Here is a 24430-nt window from a genome sequence, read left to right on the forward strand (position 1 = left end):
CACAGTGGACCGTCCAGCAACTGGCTCACCGTGCGTTCGCTCGATGGCGGCCCGCTGCCTGACTGCCTGCTGGCCCGGCTCGATATCACCTATCCCTCGGCATCGGGTGATCGGTTCGAGTCCGGGTGCTCCGAGAGTTGATCGATGACCGGCGTGATCAGCTCTTCCAGGCTCTGAGGGCCGGTTGCGGCGATACTGGCCCCGGCGGTGACCGGTTCGTCAGGGCGCTCGGTGGGCGCGAACAAGGACGGCAGCGGCGGCCACCTCAACGTGGCCAGCAGCACGACGATGTCGGGGTCGCTGGTTGATCCGGGCTCGATGGATTCGCACCGGCGCAAAACCACGTTCAACTCCGTGACGATGGGCGTCAGGGCCATTCGGTCATGGCCTGTGAGCACCTCACCCGTGTCAGAGTCGATCGCGCGGAACGGGGCCAGTTGATGCGTGAACTCGTCTTCGGCCAGGTCTGCCCATGACTGCGGGATGCACTGGTCGCGGACAAGATCGTCGATGCGTTCGTCGAAGTGATCGGCGGAGTTCCGGACCTTCCTGTCCCGGAGGGCCGAGGTGTCGCTGATCATCAGCTCTGTCTGCAGTCGATCGGCACGGAAACGACGCCAACGGGACTTGAGATCGGCTCCCTCGGCTCTGACGGGCCACAACAGCTTGCTGATGATGGCGGTCGCGGTGAGGAACGACTGGACCGCCGGCCACGCCTCGACACGCCGCTGCGGATCCCGGCTGAGACTGAGAGCCTGTTGCACCGCGGCCAGGGCATAACTCGCCTGCCGCACGATCTCGGCGACGTAGAACCGCCGGGCTCCCGATGTCCAGCGCAATTCCCAGTCATCGCTCACTCGATCATTGTGTCCTGTCAACGCCGTAGGCGTTGGCCATCCAGGCCAGGCGGGGGCGGCCCGTCATGTTGGCCATCGCTCCCTCGGCGTAGGTCTCGATAGCGGGTGACGGCGTGTGCGCCCGGAGTCCGTACCCACAGTGGAGCGCCGATGAGGATGCGGTCGACGTCCGGGCTGATGCCGCCGTCGCGGTCAAAGGTCCACCGGTCTTTGTCGAGCACGACGTCGCTGTAGATCTGTGCGAACCATTCGGACTCGGTCGCGTGGCCGAGCGTGAAGCCTCGTGTCCAGGGCTTGTCCTCGTGTTGGTTCCAGGTTCCGGTTACGCCCTGCTCGGCCGCGATCTTCAGGGCTTCGACCGCAAAGGACTCCGGGTCGTCCCACTGTGAATTGTTGATCGTTCCTCGGCTCTGGATGTAGAGAGCTATCGCCCCAGCGGCGGAGGACGACCATCCTTCCAGCGGTTGGTCTGAGCCGCCGACATAGTCGGCGGTGTTCTGGAGGCTGCCGAACAGGCACACGTCGACGCGGGCGCCGACGCTGCTGCGAGTGCTGGTGTGCATCACGACGCCCTGTCGCTTCTCGACACCGCCCGTGAACTGGGCGAAGTCGACACGGCCGACGCCCTTGGCGAACGTCGCCGGTGGCGGGGTGACGAAGTCCTCGACTGCGAGGTCGCCGATCGCCGTTTCGATTCGGCGCGCCACTTCAGCACGGTCTAGCGTGCGCGCCTCCTGCGCAAACTCAAGCCCACCGATCAAGGGAATCGACGCCGTCTTGACCTTCCAACTCACGCGCCGTTCGAGGGCGATGCCGTTTGCCGACGCGATGTCCCGGATACGGCGATCCGACCAGTACGCGTAACTCCGGATCACACCCAGCTCGCCCATGAGCAGACCCTCCAAGCGCCAATCGTCGAAGCGGTCCCGTCGGGCCGGCACCTTCGAAGCCTAGCTGGGTCCATGCGCTCACCGGCCGGCACGAGCACTCCCCCTGCATGGAGTCGGCGCACCAATGCGGCGAGCACCGCGTGATCGGCCTACTGCAATTGTGGGTGGGACTGGTCCGGCCCAGCACGGCGACCTCGTGCCGCAGCACCGGCAAGTCGACGTCCTTGGCCGCCGGTGACCGGCCGAGCAGAACCGGCCAGCCAACAGCCGGACGAAGATCAGACACAGCAGTCGCGGCGCTACGCCTCGCGATCATGCCTCTACGGCTCATGGTGCACGATCACCGCAGCTCAGTGCCCAAGGTGCAGAGTGCCGGCACCCACAGGGTTGGCTGCTGTGGGTCCGTACTCGTTGATCAGCTTGCCGAGCGAGTAGGGGAGTTGGTCGGCCTACCGGCGTTGTGGTTCGGGACCACGAACCACCATTGGCCCGTCCGGCCTTCCCGGTATCTCTCAACGGAGTCGATTGCCGCCGTCATTGCGGCATCATGGGCCAGCGAGGAGGTGGCTGGTGCTGGTGGTGGCGGGGATCGTGGCTGCCGCAGCAGCGTCGGCGCTCCTGGCTGTCGTTGTGAACATTGCGACTGGCGGGGACGCTGGCTATTTCCCCTGGGTGGCGACGCACCCGCTGTGGTGGGTCCTCGGGTCGACGCTGGCGGTGGCACTGTCGAGTGTGTGGGTGGTGTGGGCGCAGCGCCGGGCCGATAGGCGGTTGGTCGCGTTGGTTCCCGTCGCGCAACGCCCGGAGAAGTGGGTGGTGGATCGGCCCGCCGAAGTGGCGGCGGCGGTGGCCGCGCTGTGCGGCCAGGGCGGCACCGTCGGGGTCACGACGGCACTGCGCGGAGCCGGCGGATTCGGCAAGACCACGGTCGCCAAGCTCGTCCGTGCCGACCCCAGGGTACTGCGGCACTTCCGCAACCGCGTGTACTGGGTGACCCTCGGCCGGGACGTCCGTTCCCGAGGTGCACTGGCACGCAAGGTCAACGACCTGATAGGACGTCTGGACCCGGGTCGTCCGGTCACGTTCACCGACCCGGAACAGGCCGGGGAGCACCTGGCCACATTGCTGGCGGGGATGCCCCGCACGCTGCTGATCCTGGACGACGTCTGGTACCCGGCTCAGGAAGCAGCTTTCCCCGTGGCGGGGAAGGGATCGGCCCGGTTGATCACCACCCGGATACCCTCCTTGGTCGAGCGGGCCGTTCCGGTTCGTGTGGACGAGGTCACAGAGGTGCAGGCCAAGGCGATCCTGACCGCCGATCTGCCCACGTTGTCCCGCGCCACCACGTCCCGCCTCTTGGCAGCGACCGGCCGCTGGCCGTTGCTGCTGCGGTTGGCCAACAAGGTTCTCGTCGACCAGTGCAGGATCAGGGCCGACGTCCGGGCTGTTGCCGCGGAACTGCTGGAGCATCTGGACCAAGGCCCACTGCGGGTGGACCGGTTGACAGGGGTGCCACTCGCGTCGCTGGACGTCAACGATCCCAGACAACGCGACCAGGCCGTGGCCACGACGATCGAGGCCAGCGCGGGCCTGCTCACGGGCGCTGATCGACAACGCCTGACCGAACTGTCCCTCTTCGTCGAAGACGAGACCGTCCCGATCCTCCTGGTGTCCCGGCTGTGGCGATCCACGGGGGAGCTAGACACCATGGCCACCCGCGCGTTGTGTTCCCGGCTGCACGACTTGGCCCTGATCACGCTGACCGCCACCCGCGACGGCGGAACCCTCACCATGCACGACGCCATCCGCGATTACCTCTACCAGCAAGTTCCCGAGCAGCGCCGCCCCGGCCTGCACGCCGCGTTGCTGGACGCGGTCGGTGTCCAAGACGGGGCCTGGTGGAATCTGGACGAATCCCATCGCTACCTATGGGACCACCTGATCGAGCACCTCTTGGCCGCGCGCCGCACGGACGTCGCCGAGGCCGTGGCCGCCGACCTGCGCTGGGTCGCCGTCCGCCTCGAACAAGCTGGTCCGACGGCCCCTTACGCAGACCTGTCCTTGATCGACACACCGCTGTGTCACCGCCTGCGCCGCCTATTAGGGCAGAGCGCCCACCTACTGGCCCCGACCGACCCGCCGCACAGCCGCGTCGACGTCCTGCACAGCCGCACCGCGGTGGAACGGGCGTGGGCAGCCCAGGCGGCCGAACTGGCGACTCGGCGCGGTGTCCCGCGCCTGGTCAACAAGACCACCCTGCCCGATCCACCCCACCCCGCCCTCCTCCACGTCCTGCCTGAGAAGTGCTTGGTGGTCGGCATCCTCATCGCCCCTGACAGTGCGTGGTTCACCAACACGAACCCCACAAGTACCGAGATGCGGGTCTGGGACGTGAAGACCGGCGGGCTCATGGCGGTCCTGCGTCATCCCGCGAAAATCTCCGCGGCACGGGTATCACCGGACGGCGCCTGGATCGCCACCGCCGCACCCGACGGTGTGCGCCTCTGGCACCCCCTCACAGGTGAGCTCAAGACCGTAATGCCGAACGTGTACGACGATCACCCCTATCTGTACGTGGCACCGGACAGTTCATGGCTCGCCGTGGTTACCGACGACGAGGTGCAGATCCTGGACGCGGAGACCGGCGGGATACGCACTGTCATCTCCTACCGCCACGCGCCGTGGGCGGCCGTGGTGTCGCCGGACGGCACGTGGCTGGCTCTCGGCACCGCATCCGACGTGCGGGTCTGGGACGTGACGAGCGGCAAGGTATTGGCCGTGTTGCCCGGAGCGATCCGACCGCACGTCGCCACCGCGGACGCGCGCCGGTTGTTCACCTCCTCGGACGAAGGGGTGATGCGGTTGTGGAACACGGCGTCCTGGACGGAGCAGGCAGGCATCCCGCTCGAGCCGCATGGCAACTGGCCTCTGGTCGCGGCCAACGGCGAGTGGGTCGCTGTCGGCGACCACGAGGGCGTGCGGGTCTACAACACCACGACCGGTGACATCGCGGCCCGTCTGCCGCAGTCGCGGTACTGCTGGCCCCTCGGCATGGCCCCCGACGGTCGGTGGCTCGCTGTCATCGACGGGGGCAACGTGCGGGTGTGGGACATCCGTACCGGTGCGGTCCAGGCCCAGTTCGTCGCCGAGGTCGTCTCGGCCGAGGTCGCGCCGGACGGGGCCCGGATCGCCACGCACGACGGTCACGAAATCAGCGTCTGGGATACGGCCACCGGCCACCGCCTGTCCGTGCTGCCGCACTTCGATGACTACGGTGAGTTCGCCATCGCACCCGACGGGACGTGGCTGGCGACCGGTGGTCAGACGTTGCGCATTTGGGATACCGCGGTCATCGAGCGATCTGCCACCAAGCCTTCCGCAAGCGCTCAGCCGGTTATCGGACCCGACGTGGCTGCGACGGCTACCAGTGCCCTTGATGCGACGGTGCTGGTGGTGAAGGCACCCGGCACGACCGCGATTATCGACACCGCTACCGGCCGGCTCCACGGGGTGATGCACCACGGCCTCGTCGACTACGAGCACTTCGTGACGCCGGACGGCTCCCGGCTGGTGACCGCGAGCAAGAGTCAATTCTCTTTGTGGAACGTGAAGACGGGTGAATCCATCCCGATCGGCCTGAACGCCATCGGCCTCCCGCTGGTGTTCGCCGTGGACGACGAGCACGAGTGGGTGGACATCGTCGCCGCGGTCCGCACGGCCGCGGCGCCCGACGGCTCGTGGCTCGCTGTCGCGGGCACAGACGGCGTGCGGGTCTATGACACCAAGACCGGTGACACCGTCGCCGATCTCGACCATGTGGGCCCCTCGTGCTCGTCGCTGGCTGCACCTGACGGGACGTGGCTCGCGACGAGCAACGTGAACGGCGTACGCATCTGGGACACATCGAGCTGGGAATTGCGCTCTTTCACCCCGGTCGAGGGCCGCGTTGCGGCTGTCGCACCGGACGCAACGTGGCTTGCGACCGTCGGGTTGTCCGGTGGAGTGGGTGTGTGGGCCGTGGGCGGTGAACGCGTCGCATGGTTCGACGTTCCTGGTGTCCGCTCGGCAGTCATCGCTCCGGACAGCTCCGCGTTGCTGATGGTGAGCGAGAAGGGGGAACTTCGCGTGTGGTGGCGCGGGGATGGTGCGACCGCCCTGATGCGCACCGAACAACCCTTATGGGGCGGGGCGTGGTCGGCCGATGGGGGGAACGTGGTGGTGGTCGGGCCGCGCGGGGTCGCCTCGTTCATGGCGTACCTGGGTGTCGCGGCGACGGTGCCCGTCGCGACACCCGCGCAGCTCTGCCCTACACCATCGAGCGGAATGTGACGTTACCCGGACAGAGGTACAGCGCCCTGTGCTGCTCGAAAGTCTTCGCTGCCGGTCAAGCGATATGTGCGGACTCGTTGATGAGGCTGCCGAGGATGCGAGTGCGGGGCCCTCTGCGGTGTCGACGTCGTGTGTTGCGGCAGGGTGCTGCCGGGCCTCGGGTGGTCGCTGGTCGCGGGCCTGGCTGGCCCGTGGCGGTTGTAGCGGTCTTCGTAGGTCAGGCGACGCCGTTCGGGACCGCGATCACGCACGTGGGCACCTCGAGCCCTCACCACGAGCACGCCTTCAATCTGTACGGATAAGGTTGTCGGCAGGATGACGTAAGCCCTGCGCGCGGCGATGCGCGTCGCGTCGGTGAGATCCGGGGCGAGGTCGGCAAGAACCTGGACGGCTTCGTGGATGTTACGGCAGACGGTGACCAAGCCGATGCTGCCGATCCGCCGTCGGTGCACGGCCAGCTGGTCGCGCGGAACTGCAGATCCGAACTGGACAGGTCGATCGCGGATGGGCAGGCAAGCACTCGAAACTCCTGGTCATGGCCTTGCTCTTTGTCGAGAAGCCATCCACCAGAAGCTTCGCCACGCCTCCACCACGATCGCAGCCCACACCACCAGGTCGGAAAGGGCTCATTGGCGCTGAATGTTGCGGAACCTTCGTCAACCGGCTAACGCCCGGGCCGACGATCACGATATCTCAGCATCCAAGGCTAAGGGCGAGAGACACTGGTGAGTTGTAGAATGCGACGCAATCGACCCGTAACGAAGGCGCTCAAGCAACCCCGAAAAGCCCTGGAGCGGCGGCAGCCGTCATCTTCGCCCAACAGGGTGAGAGGTGCCCTGCAATGGGCGGTCCGTCGGCTTATTCCGATGGTATTTGCAGTTGCCGTTGGAATACTAACCGTATTTAGTGTGACATGCTGGAATCTATCGTTCAACCCGCAGCAGGGGGTTCCGGCATCGTGCGGGTTGAACATGGGTGAAGGAGTAAAAGTAGGCATTCGAATAAGGATTACAGTCGAGAATGTGCTTTACCCGCGCATTGTTACCGAACAATCGGTTCAGGTGCCCGTTGCTACCCCGGGCTCGGAACTCCTGCTGTTAAATGAGGACGATCCCCGGCGTCAATCGGCATTCGAATGCCTGTTCCACGCGTCAAGATGGCCTGCCGAGGTTCGCGACGCCCCGCCTCAGGTAATTCGGTCGACGAGCACTATCGAGGTCACCGACCGAGTGCACGTGGACGTGTTCAGTCCAGGCACTTCTTGGGCGGGAACCACGGCGGTTCAGGTAGACGCAGCCGGGTGGTGGAACCTGTCTGTGATCCCAACACCTGGTCTGGCGGCTACTCCCTGGGATGTGGACATCTCCGCCCCGGACGGTTGGCTGTCCTCGCCGACTCCGTGGCAGTCGGTCGAGATGGAACGCGGCCGGATGCATTGGAACGGGGTTGTTCCCAACACAATCGGCGAACAGTTGTCTGTACGGGTGGACCCCGGTCTCGCCACCGCGTTGACACTCAAGGCAACGGCCCCTTCCTGGAAACCGTGGACCTTGACACTCGCAGCCGTGTCCATTCTGTCCTTTGCCGGTGCGATGTCGCTGTTTCTCGGTCTGCGACGTAAGCAGTTCGAACCGGCCGCTCGCCGCCTCGCACGTCGAGCGACGTGGGCGCCAATCATTCTAACCACGACAATCGGTGGCCTGAGCGTCTGCGTAGCGGTGCTGGAAAGATACAACACCTCGACGCAAAGCACGACCCCCTGGTGGTACATCGACTGGTACCTCAACATTGGATTCACCATACTGCTGGCATTAGTGGCGGTTATGTGGTGGCTGCCTCGCTGCTTTGTGGCGCTTATGACCACTGCAATGCTCGGCACCTCATGGCTAATCTTCCTCACCGCTGGCGGCACAGGAGGACTAAACGACATTACGTCAACCGCCACAGGTGTTCTCGACGCGGTGTTAGCGTTCGCGAGCACCTTGATCCTGACGATGGCAGCGGGCAAGGCCGTACACGTCTTGCTCGGCAACGGCGAGCCTCGAACGGCTCCACGCTGGCTATGGATTACCGCCCCGGTGGTATCCGCCGTGCTCGTCGTCGAGCGGTATTTGATCGCTCATCTCAACTCGGCCAGCCAGGAGTGGCTGGGAGTGCGCCATGCGGTAAACTTAACCGCAGTTTACCGTGTCTATCCCTGGGAACTGCTGGCCGAGTCGCAGTGGCTTCTCCTCGGGCTGTCCGCTCTCGCGTTGTGGCACTTCGTCAAGAAGTCGTGGTTCGAACCGGCCGGCTCGCCGGCCCGCACCGCAGCGGTGATCCTGCTGGCCGTAGGACCACTGTGGTGGCAACTCGAACTGTTGGGCTGGTCGGTACCATTTGGACTCCTGGTGCTACTGGGGATTCTTGGCGCCATTCCGCTTTTCGAAAAATTGTGGCCGTCCGTGTTGCACAGATCGGGCGTGGGGTCGGATTTGGACCTGGCCCGAATCCGGGCAAAGGCGCGGAGATGGTACCGGAAACGCACATACCGCACACCCCTGTCGCCGATCGACGTGTTGCTCGCCGCAGGACCCGTGGGCACACCTTCGGGCAATATGGCCACAGCAATGAGACTTGCGCTGATGCCCGCATTGCTGGTCGGAGGGATCCTGACTACGACCGGCTGGGCCGCCACCCCTCTCCTGAGCACCAATCAGGAAGACTCAATCCTCCTCCTGATGGCAAGCGACGTCGTCTGGGAAACTGCGAAATGGATACTCGGTGCGGCAGCGCTAGGTTTGGCTTGGCAGCACCTACCAGGACGTCGAGGTGTGGTGAAGATCCTGCCGGGCGTTGCGGTCTACAGCCTGCTACCACTCGTCATGTTCGCTGTCGATACCCTTTTGCATGATGTTCACAATTGGTTTTTCGTTGCAGAAGTGTCTACATTCACCTTGATAGGTTTTTACGTGGCGTTACGTATGGACAAAATGTCTCTAAATGCCGCACAAGCGTCCGACCTCCCGGGTGGCAGACTTCGGCGCATGCTCAACGCTTACGGTCTTGAGAATTTTTCAACCAGTGTCACCACATTGCTTACGCCAGCCATCGCAGTACTGGCGGTCTGGAGCGCCGTTCAGGGCGGCGACGTGACCTATCCCAATGTGAACCCGATGCAAGCGCCGCATGCCGGGGCCGTTCAGACGGCCGGAAGATGAAGGCACTCCTGCACTGGGATCGAGCACAGTCACATAGGCACACACATGTAACAGTCCCCTAGATCTGCTACTAGATGCCAAACCGCTGGAGAATTACCTTAAATCGAGCCACTGTGGCAGATCACCCACGTCATGCCGGTCACCCGCGCAGCTGTCTGCCTGCGGTTGCGCGGGAGGTAGGAACGTTCGGCGTAGACGAGACGAAGTGGTCGCCAGAGCAATATGGTCATCGTCCGAAAGATCGTGTCGCACGCTCACGAACTGATGGGGTTTGAACTTTGCAGAGTGCGGCGCAAGACCGTGGTGATCATCGTCCAGTGGAATGTCGCGATCCCGTTGTCTGTTCGCGCCATTATGGAGTCCGGATCGAGGACAGTGACCCCGGTGGCGGTGAGTGTCTCAACGCCGGGAGCGTAGGCCGGATGTTGGCGCAGCAGTGGTTTGACGCAGGGCGCGGCGATGATCGGGATGTTGGCGGAGATCAGTTCGTTGAGTACGCCGAGGGCGAGTGAGTCGCTGATGCCGGCCGCCCACTTGTTGATGGAGTTGAACGTGATCGGCGCTGCGATTACCGCGTCGGCGTGCGGTAGAGCGTCCTGAGGGTGGCCGGGTGGCTGTGTGGTGGTTCGGGTGAGGCAGCCGGTCCGGTCGGCCAGTTGTGGGAGGTCGATCCACGTTGCCGCGGTCGGTGTAGCGATGACGCACACCCGCCAACCGTCGACGTGCAGAAGCGCGATGAGTTCGTGGAGGCGGAGGACCGGCGGTGCGGCCGCGGCCACGATGTACACCCATGGTCGGTGTCCGGTCATGCGAGGACGCCGATCCGTCGGGCCAGGCCCCTGAGGCCGGGTACGGTGTGGCGGCGTTCGCGGCGCAGCAGGTCGTGCACCACCGTTCGGGCGATGCGGTGCGTGTGCAAGAGTTGGGCGGCGACCCGCTCGGACTCGAGCAGGTGGATGACGGCCAACGGGTCTTCGCCGAGTCGCGCGTGTGCCCACGCACTGTCCAGATGGAACTGCCCCTGTCTGCCGTGCAGGCCGGACGGTAGAGCGGTGACGTCCACCTGCTCGCCGACGGCGAGTACCCGGTGGGGGTCGTCGACGGAGACCGCGACCGCGGCGCGGTGGATCCGGACGTTGGTCGGCCCGAACGCGGTGAAGCCGATGTTGTAGTCGCCACCCAGCCGGGTCGCGAGCTGTTCGGCGTGGTCCAGACGACGGCCGGCTTCTGCGGGATCGCCTCGGCGGGCGGCGATCACCGCGCTGATCAGCGTCAGCGTTCCCCGCCAGGTGAAGCTGTCCGGGTCGTCGCCGGTCATGGTGTCGGCGAGGTCGACGGCGTGGAGTTCCGCTTCGTCGGCGCCGCCGAGCCTCAGCAGTGCGCAGCTGAGCTGGTAAGCGGCAGCGGCCTGGCCGAACGGATCCTCGGCTTGCTCCGCGGCCGTCCGCGCGCGTTCGGCCGCCCTATAGGCCGTGACCCCGTCGCCGACCTTGGTGGCGAGCTTGGCCGCCACGATGGCGACCTGGCATCGCAGGCGCAACGCCTGACGGCGCTGATCACCGGTGCTGCTGTCGGTCAATGCGCTGACGGTGTCGACGACGCCGGGCAGGATCTGCGCGACTTCGGCATAGCGGGCCGCCTGATAGTCCTGGTGCAGCCCTCGCACGAGCGCCGCCGCGTACCGGACACCACCAGGCCGGAACGCGAGATCGAACGCCTCGACGGTGGAGGCCGGGTCGCGCGCAACTGCGTCTGTCCTGGCTTCCACTCCGGGTAGTGGGTCTGAACGTCCTGAAACGGCTGCCGGGCGGACGCCGATGCGGTGACCCGCAACGGTTGATCGCCGACGCAGTTGCTGCTCGTGCTTCGCCTGCTCACGGAGGGAGGTCAGGGCACCGTCCGCAGCGAGTGCCTCGTCGATCGCCTTGACAAGCTCGAAAGAAGGCAGGTTGTGCCTGTGCCGCTCGGCCAGCGACACGTACTGGCGGGTGTAGCCGATCAGCTTGCCCAGTTCTGGTTGGCTCAGGCCCGCAGCGAGTCGACGATTCCTGATCTCCCGAGCCAGCCGCGCCGCGACACTGTCGCCACTCGCCGGTAGGTCTTCTTGACTCACGGTCGCTCCGCGGAAGGCAACGTGACGGTACGTTCGGAGATCGGTCTATGGCACTGGGTAATCATAGCTGGTGCGGGCCGCGCCACCCCAACAACGGCGAAAGGCCACCCAGGAGGTTGGCGGCCGCATCCTGCTTCACCTCGGGGCCTGATGAAGATCAGCGGCGAGCTGGAGACGGGCGAGTTCGTAGGGGTCTGTAGCGTCTCCTCGACTGACGTCGACGATGGCCTGCCGCAGGACTCGGTCGGCGTGTTCCTTCGACGCGCCGCGGTTCTCGGCATGCGTGAAGTAGTCGGTCTCGGCCTTGGCAGCATCGGTGTAAGGGTCGTTCACGGTCGTAATGCTGGCTGGTGATGCACGTGTCCGCCAGCCGTGTGATCCACGCGGGACGCGCCGCGGTCTACTTCAGTCGCGGCCCCTGATTCTCGGTGACGATGAGTATTCGTCGTCCGGAAGGTGGTCCGGGCGGGACATGCAGCGGGCATGGCCGATGACCTGTCGGTCACCCCGCCGATGCTGGTCACCGCGGGGGCGCCGTCGGGCTCAGGTTGGGCGGTGGAGTCCAAGTGGGACGGAGCCGCGCGGGTTCCGGACTGCCCCATGTTCGTCGCACTCCCGGTCCGTCCACTTCACGGCGAGTTCGGCGGCTTCCGCGTCGTATCGCCTTTGGGCTGTTGCCTCCTTGAGCAGTTCGGCGGCGCGGCGATGCACGGCGGCCTCGGCCTCGAGTTCGGCGATCCGTCGACATGCGGCGACCAACTCGGGCATTGTCGGCGCTGATCGTCCAGGCATCTGTCCGATGCCCCCGAACTCCTGGCGGGGCCAGGCGTCAATCGTCTGGTCGCTGATGTCGAGGTCCGCCGCGACCTGGGCGACACGGCGGCCGGACGCCACCAGGTCGAGCATCTTGCGACGGAACTCGGGTGGGTACCGCTTGGGCATCGTGTGTCCTCCGGGCTACTGAGACGAGTGATCATCCAGTAACCCGACTCCGAACAACCAGGGGAGGATCGCCGACTCCGTGCAACCAGGGGAGGGTCAGGTGAAATCTGACCCTGTTGACCGTAGAAGTGCTCAACGTGGAGGACTGTGCGGAGACCCGCCGTCTTCACCGGGCCGACGGAAGGCCATCGTCCGCAAGCTCGGCGCCAGCCGCAACACCGTCCGGCGCGCTCTGGCCGCCGACGAGCCGCCGCGCTACCGGCGGGCGGCGAAGGATCGATCGTGGACGCGGTCGAGCCGCAGATCCGGCGGCTGTTGGAACAGTGGCCGACGATGCCCACGACGGTGACCGCCGAACGGATCGGCTGGACCAGCTCGATGACGGACTCAAGGACCGGGTGCGAGAGCTGCGGCCGTTTGTTCGCACTACCGGACCGCCTCGCGGACGGACTACGCGCCGGGTGAGTTGGCGCAGTGCGACCTGTGGTTTCCGCCGGTGGACGCGCCGTTGGGCTTCGGGCAGATCGGACGGTGGCTGGCCGTGACCTGGCTGATCGCCGGCCTGCTCGACCTCGGCTACTGCGCATACGGCGTTCACCGCCCCGAGTATGCGGTGAACCTGCGCTGACCAGTCCTCCTGGTGGACTGCCGTAGGAGAAGATGGCGGGGTGACCAAGCGGTGGCTGATCGGCGGTGGGGCGTTTGCGGTGGCGGTCGCCGCGTTCCTGGTCTGGCTGTCGAGTTCGGGTGACGCGCTGGACGTCGGCGACAAGGTCGCCAGTGTCGGGAGCGCCCTGCTAGCGTGCGTGAGCCTTATGGTCGGCCTGGCCGCCCTGCCAGCCGCGCCGCGTGACGCCGCGGTGACCGACGTCGAACGCGCCGCCGACGACCTGGCCAGGCTCGTGGGGCTGCAGTGGCGGCGCGAGGTCGCGGTCCGCGAGCTGACCGTTCCGCTGGACGTGCGGTGGTCCTCCACCGAACGCCCGGTCGCGCCCACCGCGGCGGCGGTGCTGGGTCCCGGCGTGATGAGGGCACGTCCGGCCCGGCTCAAGCTGCGCGGTGGCGTGTCCGACCTGGCTGACTCGTTCGCCCGGTTACCCGCCCGGCAACTGGTGGTTATCGGGGAACCGGAAGCGGGCAAGACCAGTGCGGCGATCCTATTGACCCTGGGTCTCCTCGAACGCCGGGAGCGGGGCGGGGCGGTGCCGGTCCTGGTGTCGCTGTCGACGTGGGCGCCGGCGCGGCAGAACCTCGACGCGTGGGTCGTCGGCCGGATCGCGGACGAGCACCCCGCCTTCGGGCGGCGTGGCGAGTACGGCGTCGACGTGGCCCGGCGACTGGTCGCGAGAGGTCTTGTCGTGCCGGTTCTAGACGGCCTGGACGAGGTGGCGCCGGCCGTGCGCGAGAAGGCGTTGCTCGAACTCGGCGTGGCGTTCGGCGACACCCGGCCGGTGGTCCTCACTTGCCGCGCCGCCGAGTACGAGCAGCTGATCGGCATCCGTGGGACGCCCTTCGGCCGAGCGGCCGTGGTGGAGTTGGCCGAGGTGGCTGCCAGGTCGGCCGCGGACTACCTGGCGGCGGGGCACCGGGAGCGGGACGACCGCTGGGCGGAAGTGGTGGCGCATCTGCGGGCGGAGCCGGACGGCGTCCTAGCCAGTGTTCTGTCCAGTCCGCTAATGATATATCTGGCGAAGACCGCATTCGCCGCGCAGCACACTGATCCGGGCGAGTTGCTGCGGCTCGGGACGGCCGACGAGGTCACGCGGTCGCTGCTGCGGCAGTACCTTCCCGCGCTGTACCCGGACGGGACGGCAGAGGAATTCGCCCGGTGGTTCCGCACCCTGGCCCGCCTCGATGGTGCGTTGCTGTCCTGGTGGCGGCTGCACTTGGCCCTGCCGTGGTGGCCGGTCCTGACGGCAGCGTCGCGGGGCGGCTTGGCCGGCGTGATCTTCGGCTTGGCGTCGAGCACGTTCCTGACGTTCTGGACGTTCCCGAACGGCGGTCCCAACGCGCCCCCGGCCTTGCCGCCAGTGTTCCGGGAAGCCGTCATGACCGGGTGGTTCGGCTTTCTCGGCGCGGCGATCGGCGCCGGTCTGGGCGTGGTCGCCTCGGTGATCGCCGCGTTCCGTCGCGAAGCGCTGGTCCCGTCACCGAAGCACATCCCGCCCCGGTTGTCCCTGCTGCCGCTGTGGTCCTCTGCCGGCGCCCTGCTCGGCGCAGTCGCCGTCACCCTCATTCAGCTCGCCGACCGGCCGGACCTGCCGGTTCCCCCGGAAATCGTCGTCATCGGCGCCGGGCTGGGCGCGGTTGTCGGAATCTACCGGGGCAGCGCGCGCCCGGTCGCCGTCGACAAGGTGATGTCCCCGGTGGCCAGCTTCCGTGGCGACCGGACGACTGCATTGGTGCTCGCCGCCACCACCGCGGTCGGGACGGCGATCACCGCCGCGGTGGCCGAAGGTGTGGGGACCGGGGACGAGCCCGGCGTCGCCGCGGGCACCGCGCTGTTCGGCTACTTCGTGGTGTTCCTGGTCCCGTTGTCCTGCGCGTGGGTGAAGTTCGGGGTGGCGCGCTTCTGGTTCGCCCTATTCCGCAGGCTCCCTTGGCGGCTCCTGGCGTTCCTCGAGGACGCGGAGAGGCGCGGCGTGCTCCGGAGGGTCGGCGCGTCCTATCAATTCCGCCACCAGCGGTTGCGCGGGCACTTCGCCCGCTGAGCGGGCGCGCATGGTCAAACGCAAATTCAAGAAGGTCCAGTAATGTGGGACTCTGTTGCCCAATTATGAGTCGAAGGTGTTCGTTTGCCTACATGATGGCGTAGCGGGCGTGAAGGTAGCCGCAGACGATGTGCGGCTGGCGTTGGCGGCGTTGTAGGAAGCGGCGGGTCGCGTGGGCGAGTGAGGTCGACGTTGTGCGCGTGTGAGGCGTTGACGTTGCGCTTGAGGTCGGCGTTGAGCAACTCGTCCGGGTTGAGCTCGGGGCTGTAGCCGGGCATCAGGTGCAGCTCGACCCGGTCGGTGTTGACTTCCAGCCAGAAGTCATCTACCAGGAGCTTCGCCACGCCTCCAGCCCGCCACCATCAGGTTGGAAAGGGCTCAGTGCGGCAGCCCGCCTCTTCGTCGCGGATCGTCTCCGTGGGAGGAAAGCGATCCCGTCCAGGCGGGGCTGTCGCGTCGTCAGCGGCGTCCGGTCAGGCTCGGATGGCGCCCTGCCGGCGGTCAAGGCCGGAGATTGATCACTTCGCTGTTCCGCTCCTCTGCCGACACAAAGCTCGGCTGCGTGAATGGCGTCGGCGTCGTCCGATCGTCGTATGTGACAACCTCTGCCGCCGGTGGCCGGCGGAGCAGCCGCGCATCGTCCCGCTCAGCGGTTTACGCAGTGTGTCCGCTACTGGGTGCCGTCCGGGTCGGTGAGGTCGTCGAGTTGTTTTCGGACGCGTTCGGCGTCGGCATAGCGCCCTTGTGCCTGGTACAGCCCCAGTGCCTGTTGCCAGGCGGCACGGGCCTGGTCGTGTTGGTCAAGAGCGGCATGAGGGTGGCCGAGGTGGTCGAGTGTGTCGGCGGCCTGGGTGGTGTTGCCCAGGGTGCGGTACAGGGTGAGGGCTTGGCGGTAATAGTGGACGGCCTGCTGGTGTTGGCCGGTGTGGTGGTGGATCCAGCCGAGGCTGTCCCGGGTGTCGGCCTCGGCGTGGGGGTTGTCGTGGTGGCGGTGTAGGGCGAGGGCTTGTTGGCAGTGGACCCTGGCGGTCTCGTAGTCGCCCAGGCGGGCCGCGTGCCAGCCCATCGTGTTGAGCGCGTTGGCTTCCCACACTGGTTGGTCGAGGGCTCGGTGGAGATCCAGGGCCTGGCGGGCGTGCTCGAAGGCTTGCCGATGGTCTCCCTGAAGCTCCCAGGCCCGTGCGAGGAAGTGGTGGGTGTGGGCCTGTTGGCTGGTGTCGTGATGCTGTGTGGCCAGGGCGAGGGCCTGGTGCAGATGTCCGATGGCCGGTTCGTGTCCGCCCAGTTCGGCGTGGGCGTGGCCGAGGAAACGGTAGGCGAGGGTCTGCGCGGTGGGATCGGGCAGGTGGACGGAAGCATCGGCTGCGGCCTGCCACACGGCGAGATCGTCGTGGAAGTGCCCTTGCCGGTAGTGGAAGTTGCCGAGAGTCCAGGCGAGGTGCCACACAGCGTGGTGGCGATGGTGGACGGCTGCGGTGCGTTGGGCGGCCAACAGGTGGGGATGGTGGGTGTGCAACCAGGCCAGCGCGGCAGGAGGGTCCCGTGGCGGCAAGGGGTGTGCGCCGGACGCGGGCGGGTCGAGCCGGACCGGTGGGTCGAGGAGATACAGCCGGCAGGCGGCGGCGTGGGCGGTGTGCAGGTAGAAGTCCACCACCCGATCCAGCGCCGCCCGCCGTTGAGGCTCGGACAGATTGTCGCGCACGGTGGTGGCGGCGTAGGCGCGGACCAGGTCGTGCATCGCATATCGACCGTGCGGGTGTCGGTCGAGCAGAGAGTTGTCCTCCAGAGTGTGGAGGATCTTGCGCGTCTGTGTCGTGGACAGGCCTGTGAGGCAGGCCGCGGCGGACACGTCGATGTCCGGGCCGGGGGCCATGCTCAGCAGCGCGAACACCGTCCGCTGCTGGCCGGTGAGGTGACGAAGGGACCAGGACAGCACCGTGGACAGGCTCGCCGTTGGATCGTCGTCGAGCATGTCCAGGCCGAGGTCGCGCAGTTCGGCGGCGAACTCGGCCAGCGGGATGTGCGGTCGGGTCGCGGCGTGTCGGGCCGTGATCGCCAACGCCAGTGGGTGGTATCCGCACAACCCGACCAGTTCGTCGGTCACGCCGGGCTCGGCCGCTACCCGCTGTCCGCCGAGGCGCTCGCTCAACAGGGCATGGGCCTCACCTCGGGTGAGTACGTTCAAGGGCAGATGGTGGGCGCCGTGCCTCTCGATCAGCGAGGCGAGTTTGGTGCGCCCGGTAACCAGGACCGTGCACGTAGACGTGCCAGGTAGCAGCGGGACGATCTGGTCGGCGGTCGCGGCGTTGTCCAGCACGATCAGCATCCGTCTGCCCGCGACGAGACTGCGGTACAGCGCCGCCTGCGCGTCCAGGTCTGCCGGCAGGTGACCTGGGGCGATCCCCAAAGCGCCGAGGAACCCGCGCAGTACGGCTGCGGGTTCGAGGGGATGGTCGACGGGGCTGAAGCCGTGCAGATCGACGAACAGTTGCCCGTCGGGGAAGCGGTGCGCGTGACGGTGGGCCCAGTGCAGCGCCAACCAAGTCTTGCCGATCCCGCCGGCTCCGCCGATCGCGGAGATGAACACCGCCGTTCCCGTGGCCGGACCGCCGCCGTTGTCTGCCCCCGTGTCGGCACCGGTCACGGCGTGGTCCAGTGTGATCAGCTGCTCGTCCCGGCCGACGAACGGGGTGGGAGGCGCCGGTAGTTGTCGGGGTGGTGCGGCAGGGCTGCGGGCGCTGTCATCGGAGCCGGGCGGTGCGGGATGCCCTGCGAGCCGGTCTACGACTGCGGAGTCGACGGGGTAGGGATGGTCGGGCAGAGTTATCCAGGCGGTCTCGTGGATCTCCTTCACCGCGACCGATACCGGCCGGAAGGTGGCAGGGTCGAGCACATCGGAGTGTTGGACCACCTCGTCGAAAATCCAGTGCGACACGACGAATGCGACCAGCCCGGGCGACTCGGCGAGAGCCTGACGTACTGGCGGCGCGTTCAGCAGCCGGAACGCGGTGGTCAACGCGGTTGAGGTTGCACCGTGCCCGTCGAGGGCCACCTCACCGGCGTGTACCGCCACGCGTAGTCGGGTGTGCTGGGCGGCAGGGCTGGTGTCGTTGTGCTGCTGCAGCGCCCGCACCAACGCTTCCGGCAGCACCTCCACCAGCGGCCCTTTGGCGTACCGGGGTGGAACCAGGACGAAGATGCCGTCGCCGCGATCCTCGTGGTAACAGGCCCGCCATGGCACCCCTGCCGCGTCCATCGCGCGGGCGACGACGCGGTACAAGCCTGCACGGGTGCCCACCTGGTGCGGCAGCGTGCGGCGCGGATCGCCGAACCCTTCCACATCCACCACGACGATCGTGCGGTGCACCGCCTGGGTCGACTTCACCACGCCAGTCTCCGACCGTTGTATCGGGTGGGTACCGATCACAGAGGGTTGACGCTGTTCGGTGCAACACGCGTCAGCGAAATTCCGATGCCAGCCGGTGTCTCATTCGATGCCGTATGAGAGGCCGTCGATTCGGTTCAGTAGGTTCGATCTTGTCGATGATCCTGGGATCGTGGTGAAAATTGTGGTCCGTTCGGTTCCGGGGAACCGTCCTCGATTGCTGACGGGATTTTCCCTGTTTTATTTTGCATCGATTCCCTGACGGATTCCAGATTGGCCAGCGTCAAGGATGTGAGGGGGTGGTGCTCGCCAGCAGTGCGAAGTCGGATCGCTAGCAGGGCCTCCAGGTCCTCTGCCGCAGTCTGGCGGTGTCCCAGCGCTGCCAAGGTAAGCGCCAGGTGCTCTCGAGTTATGAGTGTCGCATGATGCTGTCCGCCGAGAACTTCAGTCTTTTCTCGGAGCACGTCCTCGAACTGCTGTCGGGCCGTTTCCAGTCGGGAGCTTTCGAAGTGGAATTTCGCCAGTCGATGGCGAGTGGCGAGGGTGTGGATGTGGGTCGGGCCGAGTACGCGTTTCTGTTTTTTCCAGGACGTCCTCGTACAGGCCCTGTAGGCCGTCGATCTTGTGTTGGTCGTGACGCAGCATGACCAGGTGGCTGTAGGCGATGAGGGTCTTGGGGTGGTCCTCGCCCAGGGCTTGGCGTTCGTCGGCGAGCAGTCGGTGGTACTCGGTTTCGGCGGCGGCGAGGTCGCCGCGGACGTGGAGCAGTGAGGCCAGCTCGCTGCGGGTGTCCAGGGTGTTGATGTGGTGTCTGCCCAGTACGGCTTCCCGGGCGGCCAGCACGGCGCGGAACTCCGCTTCCGCTTCCTTGACCTGGCCTTGTAGGTGCATGAGGTGGGCGAGACGGTTCCGGGTGTCCAGGGTCTGACGGTGCTCGGCACCCAGGATGGTGATCTGCCGGTCCAGTACGTCTCGGAACTCCGCTTCGGCCTCGTCGAGGCGGTCGCGTGCCCGCAGTGCCACGGCGAGTCGGCTGCGGGTGTCCAGGGTGTCGGGATGTGCCTCGCCGAGGAGTGTCGTCTGGATCGCGAGGGCGGTGTGGAATTCGGTATCGGCGGCATCGAACTTGCCCTCGGTGGTGAGGACCGAGGCCAGGGTGACCCGGGTCCGGATCGTGTCGGGATGGTCGTCGCCGAGGATCTTTTGCTGTGGTTCCAGGGCGGCGGTCAGCTCGTGCTCGGCCTGGGTGTAGAGGCCGCATTGGTGGAGGAACCGTCCGCACCGGTAGACGCTCAGGGCGGCGACGCGTATGTGGTCTGCGTGGTCGAGGGCTTCGGCGCCCGCTTCCTCCCACAGTCGTAGCGGGGCGGTGCAGTGTGGTGCCAGTGTCTGCCATTGGGCCCAGGTGGTGGAGTCTTCGTAGTCGAGGTCGCGGGTGGCGGAGTCCAGCAGTGTCCCTGTGACGGTGGCGTACTCGACCAGGTTGTCGGCGACGTCGCGGTGGTGGCGGTTGCTTTCCCGGACCACCGGGTGCAGCACCAGTTCGGCCACCGGTGTCGTCTGGGGCTGGTGTGACCCTGTGGCTTGTTCGGTGAGGCCGAGTTCGGCGAGGGCTTGGAGCAGGGTCAGGAGTTTTTCCGGTGTGATCCCGGTGAACAGGGGAGAGGTCGCCATGACGCGGGCGTCCAGCAGTCGGTAGGGGATCGGGCTGTCCGCGAAGCAGGACAGCAGACGCAGCACTGTGCGTGCGTCGGCGTGTCCGCGTTGCCGGAGTGCTTCCAAGGACAGTTCCCAGGTTTCGGTGATCAACTCTCGTGGCTCTCTGCGTTCGCGGGGGTGCGGTGGTGCGGCGTCGACCGTGGTGACGAAGTGCTCGTCGAGTGCGGCCAGGTAGTCGTCGAAGTTCCGGACGGTTTTCAGTCCGGGCAACGGAGGTGCGGTCGCCATGCGCGCGGAGTGCAGGCCGGCCAGTCGCAGGGCCAGCGGAAGGCCGCCCAGGCGGTCGGCGACGGCGCGGGCAGCGGCGAACTGGCCGGTGTCCCGGTGTGTCAGGTCGAGTAGTACGCGGGCGCCGTCGTCGGGGGCCAGCGCGGGGACCGGCAGCAGTGACGCGTGTGGGCCCCATGCCTGCCGCCGGCCGTCGCGACTGGTGACCAGGACCGATCCGTTGGTGCCGCTCGTGCTGCGAAGCCAGCTGGGCCCCGTGGCGCGGGTGGAGCGGGCGGAGACCACGTGTTCGGGGTCGTCGGCGTTGTCGATGACGAGCAGCCACGGGTGCGGGAAGTCGGCGAGGTGTCGCCACAGTAGGTCGGGTGCGGAGGTCTGGCCTGTCCAGGCGGCGTGGATGTGTTCCAGCGATACGCCGATACGCGAGCACACTTCCCGCATGCCGGTGGCCACGGCGCTCTCGTCGTGGGCCGACACCCACCACACGACGACCCCGCGGTCGCGCATCCGAGCGGCGAAGTGCAGCGCCAGGGTCGTCTTGCCGTAGCCGCCGCCACCGTGCAGCACGATGATCCGACCGGTGCCGTCCGAGGTCATCCGCGTCAGCCGGTCGACCAGACCGGCGCGGCCGCGGACGTCGTGGTCGAGTCGGTCCGAGGGCGGTTCGACGGACACGAATCTCGACAGGTCCGGATGTGGCGGTCGTGAGGTGTCGTGGATGGTGACGATGTCCCGGCCCGCCTGCAGGACGCTGCCGTGCCCGGCCGCGTGAGCGGACTGCCCGAAGGCGCCCGAGGTCATGCCGCCTCCGCCAACATCTCCGCGATGGCGGCACTGACCGGCAACCCCACGGCGTCCTCCAGCCAGCCGAACTGGCCCGCGGGGTTGGCTTCGAGGAACCGCCACACACCGTCCGGGGTCACGGCGAAGTCGAACGCCGCGAAGGCGAGCCCGAACGCGTCCAGGAACCGACCGACCGCGGCGACGATCCCGGGCGGCGGGTCGATCACCGTGTAGGACAGCGCGGCGTAGTCGCTGCGCCAGTCGATACGCGAGGCGGCGCTGTGCGCGTGGATCGCCACCGCGAACAGCGTGGCGCCGACGGCGATCAGACGTACCTCGAAGGACTTCTCGACCCACTCCTGGAACAGGTGCGCCGTGGTCTCGACCCCGCCGAGGTCGTCCAGGTCGGATGATTCGAGCAGGTGCGTGTAGGCGATCCGCGTGACCGGCCCGTCGTCCAGCCGATTGACGCCGAGGACCTTGCTCACGACCCGGGGAAGGTCGGCGGTGAACCGGTGGGCCGCCTTCGGGTCGTTGGTGACCATCGTGTTGGGCACCGAGAAACCGCTCTGCGCGGCGACCGCCAACTGCCACGGCTTGTACCCGGCGTCGGCCTGCCGGGCAGGGTGGTTGCACCACGGCACGGGCAGTGACGCCAGCACGCCGCCCAGTCCCAACCTGGCCTCCATCCGCATGTGCCGCAGCTCCGCCGCGGACACACCGGCGTCGAAGGTAAAGCCCGTGGGACTGCGGAACAACACCGACCTGATGGCCTCGAGATCGACGCTGCGGTGAGGCGTGGTCAACGAACCGCGCCACCTGACCCCGTCGAGCACGGCATCCAGGGACAACCCAGTGGGGAACCATCCGACATCACATCGGAAGACCGGCACCGCGCGGTCACGGAGCTCGAGTACGACGCGGTTGACCGTGGGGTCGGAATCACCACCGATGATCAACACCGTCACGGCGACTCGTCGTCGGGCTGGTGGAAGTCCATCTCCTCGTCACCTGTGGGGCCGTCGGTTCCGCCGCTGGACGTGCCCGCCAGCACCACGTGCGTTCGCGGGCTGTCATGGACCACCACCTGCAGTTCGTGGGAGTACCGATAGGCCGGCTGGTCCATCACCGGGGTCTCGTGGAGAAACCGGAGCCCGAAGGAGCGAAACGCCATGCGATCAGCGGTCGGGCGAGGATGAGGGCGTGCCCGTTGCCGAGTCGGGAACCGGTCATCGAGTGACGCCAATACGCTGCCGATTTCGGAAAATCCTCCATTATGGACACTCACAGCGGCCCCCGACAGGTCGATTGCCTGCCTGGATTGACCAGTAAAACAGACAGCTTGACCGGTGGCCAACCCCATCATTCAAACGGGTGCCATCGGATCGCGTGGTCATGTCGAAGTCCTCGGAAGGGGAATCCTCGCGCACCGGGTAATCCGCACTTTTGCGGAGCTGGTCGGACGGCGTGCCGCGTGGTCGCTGTTCTCCATCCGCAGGTCGCCTGCGTGCTTGGGGGAACCTGCGCCACGTCCTCGCCTGTGTCGAGTTCCTGCTGTTCCTGTCGAGCGGAGGCGTGAGTCAATACGGGCCTTCGCACGCGTGTGCGATTGGTCCGGGTAGGTTCGGGTCGTCCAACGGTGAAAAGTGAGCGTTGATCACGACAGCTGTCCGGACCGGGGCATCTTCGTGAAGTCGGCGGCTTCGCCTGGTGTACAGGCACGCGCGCTGGTGGAGCAGGCCGGCGGACCGCAGGCGGGTGCCGGCCCGCTTCACGCGACCGTCGAGGTTGTCATGGAAACCGCCGTAGCGGGCTTCTGGCGAGGTCGTCCGGTCTCGCGGCGAGGGCCCGAAATTGTTGCGCGGCGAGGTCGTCGATACCGACGGTCAGAGCGAGGGCCCGGTTGAATGCGCGGTGCGCCGGAGCGTGTTTGCCGGAGAGCCATAGTGCCTGTCCCAGTGCGGCCAGGCCGTGGGCTCGTTCGGTGGTGGTGAAGGCGTGTCGGTACTTCGTGTCGGCGCGGGTGAGGTACTTGACGGCCGAGTCGTGTCGACCTGCTTCGATCATGAGCGCGCCGAGGTGGTGCAGTGTGCGGGCGGCACCGGTGTCGTGGTGGTGCAGTAGGTAGGTTTCCAGGGTTTCGTCGGCGCAGCCGATGATTTTGTGGAGGCGGTGTTGGGCGCGGTAGGTCTGGGCGAGGTCGTGCAGGGCGGCGGCGGTGGCGTCGGGGTTGTCGTCGTGGAGGCGGTGGATGGCGAGTTCGTGCATGCCTTGGATTGCGGCGAGGTGGAGGAGGCCGTGGGCGCGCAGTGTCTGTGCGGCGTGGCGGAAGGCGGTGGCGAGCAGCAGGGATGTGGGCAGGGTGGTGGCCAGTTGGGTGCCGAGGTCGCACAGCCTGCGGAGCCACGCCTGGTCGGCGTCGGCGGGGACTGCGCGCCATGTACCGGTCAGCAGCGCCACCGCCGACTCGGGTCGCGTCATGGTTGCGTGCAGGGTTGTCAGGACGTGGTCGGGGTCGAGCCGTCGGCGGGCGTCGGTATCCGGGTCGGTTGATTCCTGGCGTGGTTGCGCGGCGATGGGCGTGGGGTCGGTCATGCGGATTCGGACCTGTCCGGGTTGGTGATCACGTCGAACAGGTCTTCGAACACCATCGGTGGGAGTACGACGAGGGCTCCGGCGATGAACGCGGGGCCGGGTCGGAGGTCGCCCGACACGACGCGTGTCACGGTGGAGCGGTTCAGGCCCATCGCCTTGGCGAGCTTGTAGTCGGAGCGGAAACCGGCCAGTCGTACGGCTTTGGAGAAGGCGTCGGTCCGCAGTGCGACGTTGTAGGTGCTCATCGGGTTCTCCCGCCGGTGGGGTCCGGCGCTGTCGTGGTGTTGCCGCGCGTGTGGCGGTCGGCAATGGTGCGAGGGTCGTCAGCGGGTATCACGGTCGTAGGCGTCGGCCCGGCGTGCGAAGACGTCGCGGGTGTCGGTGGTCGACAGGGCCAGGGAGTCGAGGTGGCGCATCTTGGTCTCGTAGTGGGCGACGGTGTCGGGGTCGTCGTGGAATGCGATCGCGGTGTCGGTCTCGACGTAGGCGAGGGGGCGGGTCGGCGGGGTGAAGGTGAGGAGTGTGGCGGGTCGTGCGAGGGCCGGGTGGAACGGTGCGGCCATCGGGATCAGGCGCAGCGAGGTGCGTGCCCGGTCGCACATCTGGGTGAGGTGCCGCAGTTGGTCCCGCATGACCGTCGGGGTTCCGACCGTCGAGCGCACGGCGGCTTCGTGCATG

Annotated in this window: 19 protein-coding genes and 1 pseudogene; 5 read left to right on the top strand and 15 right to left on the bottom strand. The window is 66.9% G+C overall.

What is annotated here, in order from left to right; all coding sequences use genetic code 11:
• Positions 1 to 89 precede the first annotated feature (89 nt).
• Positions 90 to 857, bottom strand: a complete 768-nt coding sequence (locus ADK67_RS32470) for a hypothetical protein (RefSeq protein ID WP_053720378.1) — start codon at positions 855 to 857, stop codon at positions 90 to 92.
• A 17-nt stretch (positions 858 to 874) separates the two neighbouring features.
• The gene (locus ADK67_RS32475) at positions 875 to 1762 is read right to left on the bottom strand and encodes a hypothetical protein (RefSeq protein ID WP_157620995.1); all 888 of its coding nucleotides are present in this window, start codon (positions 1760 to 1762) and stop codon (positions 875 to 877) included.
• Positions 1763 to 2317: 555 nt separating this feature from the next.
• On the opposite strand from ADK67_RS32475, the gene ADK67_RS32480 reads away from it, so the two are divergent.
• Both ADK67_RS32480 and ADK67_RS51430 read left to right on the top strand, forming a co-directional pair.
• Positions 2318 to 6076, top strand: a complete 3759-nt coding sequence (locus ADK67_RS32480) for an NB-ARC domain-containing protein (RefSeq protein ID WP_053720380.1) — start codon at positions 2318 to 2320, stop codon at positions 6074 to 6076.
• 971 nt (positions 6077 to 7047) lie between these two features.
• Positions 7048 to 9276, top strand: coding sequence for a DUF6185 family protein (locus ADK67_RS51430; RefSeq protein WP_157620997.1), 2229 nt, complete (start codon positions 7048 to 7050; stop codon positions 9274 to 9276).
• A gap of 254 nt (positions 9277 to 9530) precedes the next feature.
• On the opposite strand, the gene ADK67_RS32485 is transcribed toward ADK67_RS51430, so the two are convergent.
• The 4 genes from ADK67_RS32485 to ADK67_RS32505 all read right to left on the bottom strand — a co-directional run bounded on the left by ADK67_RS32485 (position 9531) and on the right by ADK67_RS32505 (position 12331).
• A complete protein-coding gene (locus ADK67_RS32485) occupies positions 9531 to 10064 on the bottom strand; it encodes a flavoprotein (protein ID WP_231648447.1) in 534 nt (177 codons plus the stop codon).
• Positions 10065 to 10081: 17 nt separating this feature from the next.
• Complete coding sequence (locus ADK67_RS32490; protein WP_082404158.1) at positions 10082 to 11389, bottom strand: helix-turn-helix domain-containing protein; 1308 nt, start codon at positions 11387 to 11389, stop codon at positions 10082 to 10084.
• A gap of 135 nt (positions 11390 to 11524) precedes the next feature.
• Entirely contained in the window at positions 11525 to 11722 is a 198-nt protein-coding gene (locus tag ADK67_RS51435) for a hypothetical protein (RefSeq protein ID WP_157620999.1), read from the bottom strand.
• 210 nt (positions 11723 to 11932) lie between these two features.
• A complete protein-coding gene (locus tag ADK67_RS32505) occupies positions 11933 to 12331 on the bottom strand; it encodes a transposase (RefSeq protein ID WP_063797803.1) in 399 nt (132 codons plus the stop codon).
• 128 nt (positions 12332 to 12459) lie between these two features.
• On the opposite strand from ADK67_RS32505, the pseudogene ADK67_RS55445 reads away from it, so the two are divergent.
• The 3 genes and pseudogenes from ADK67_RS55445 to ADK67_RS32515 form a co-directional block, all read left to right on the top strand.
• Positions 12460 to 12854 (top strand): annotated as a pseudogene (locus ADK67_RS55445) (IS21 family transposase); the annotation flags it as partial.
• On the top strand, positions 12828 to 12959 hold the full coding sequence (locus ADK67_RS54840) for a hypothetical protein (RefSeq protein WP_269436080.1): 132 nt from the start codon (positions 12828 to 12830) through the stop codon (positions 12957 to 12959). The pseudogene ADK67_RS55445 and the gene ADK67_RS54840, both read left to right, overlap by 27 nt.
• A gap of 40 nt (positions 12960 to 12999) precedes the next feature.
• Entirely contained in the window at positions 13000 to 15042 is a 2043-nt protein-coding gene (locus ADK67_RS32515; protein ID WP_053720386.1) for a hypothetical protein, read from the top strand.
• A 26-nt stretch (positions 15043 to 15068) separates the two neighbouring features.
• Here ADK67_RS32515 and ADK67_RS49550 read toward each other — a convergent pair whose 3' ends face one another.
• The 9 genes from ADK67_RS49550 to ADK67_RS32550 all read right to left on the bottom strand — a co-directional run.
• On the bottom strand, positions 15069 to 15386 hold the full coding sequence (locus tag ADK67_RS49550; RefSeq protein WP_157621001.1) for a transposase: 318 nt from the start codon (positions 15384 to 15386) through the stop codon (positions 15069 to 15071).
• 326 nt (positions 15387 to 15712) lie between these two features.
• A complete protein-coding gene (locus tag ADK67_RS32520; protein ID WP_231648448.1) occupies positions 15713 to 18427 on the bottom strand; it encodes an ATP-binding protein in 2715 nt (904 codons plus the stop codon).
• A 137-nt stretch (positions 18428 to 18564) separates the two neighbouring features.
• A complete protein-coding gene (locus tag ADK67_RS55450; protein ID WP_442974214.1) occupies positions 18565 to 18978 on the bottom strand; it encodes a tetratricopeptide repeat protein in 414 nt (137 codons plus the stop codon).
• Positions 18872 to 20941 (bottom strand): tetratricopeptide repeat protein, encoded by a 2070-nt coding sequence (locus ADK67_RS32525; RefSeq protein ID WP_197289727.1) that lies wholly within the window; start codon positions 20939 to 20941, stop codon positions 18872 to 18874. The genes ADK67_RS55450 and ADK67_RS32525 overlap by 107 nt, the downstream gene beginning before the upstream one ends.
• Positions 20942 to 21171: 230 nt before the next feature.
• Positions 21172 to 22125 (bottom strand): ATP-grasp ribosomal peptide maturase, encoded by a 954-nt coding sequence (gene tgmB, locus ADK67_RS32530; RefSeq protein WP_053720389.1) that lies wholly within the window; start codon positions 22123 to 22125, stop codon positions 21172 to 21174.
• Complete coding sequence (locus ADK67_RS32535; RefSeq protein ID WP_197289728.1) at positions 22122 to 22286, bottom strand: hypothetical protein; 165 nt, start codon at positions 22284 to 22286, stop codon at positions 22122 to 22124. Before ADK67_RS32535 ends, tgmB begins: the two co-directional genes overlap by 4 nt.
• Before the next feature lie 662 nt (positions 22287 to 22948).
• Entirely contained in the window at positions 22949 to 23752 is an 804-nt protein-coding gene (locus ADK67_RS32540) for a tetratricopeptide repeat protein (RefSeq protein ID WP_053720391.1), read from the bottom strand.
• On the bottom strand, positions 23749 to 23997 hold the full coding sequence (locus ADK67_RS32545; RefSeq protein WP_053720392.1) for a hypothetical protein: 249 nt from the start codon (positions 23995 to 23997) through the stop codon (positions 23749 to 23751). Before ADK67_RS32545 ends, ADK67_RS32540 begins: the two co-directional genes overlap by 4 nt.
• A 78-nt stretch (positions 23998 to 24075) precedes the next feature.
• The coding region (locus ADK67_RS32550) for a Scr1 family TA system antitoxin-like transcriptional regulator (RefSeq protein ID WP_053720393.1) at positions 24076 to 24430 on the bottom strand (355 nt) is incomplete at its 5' end.

Origin of the sequence: Saccharothrix sp. NRRL B-16348, assembly GCF_001280085.1 — a bacterium.
Lineage (GTDB): Bacteria > Actinomycetota > Actinomycetes > Mycobacteriales > Pseudonocardiaceae > Actinosynnema.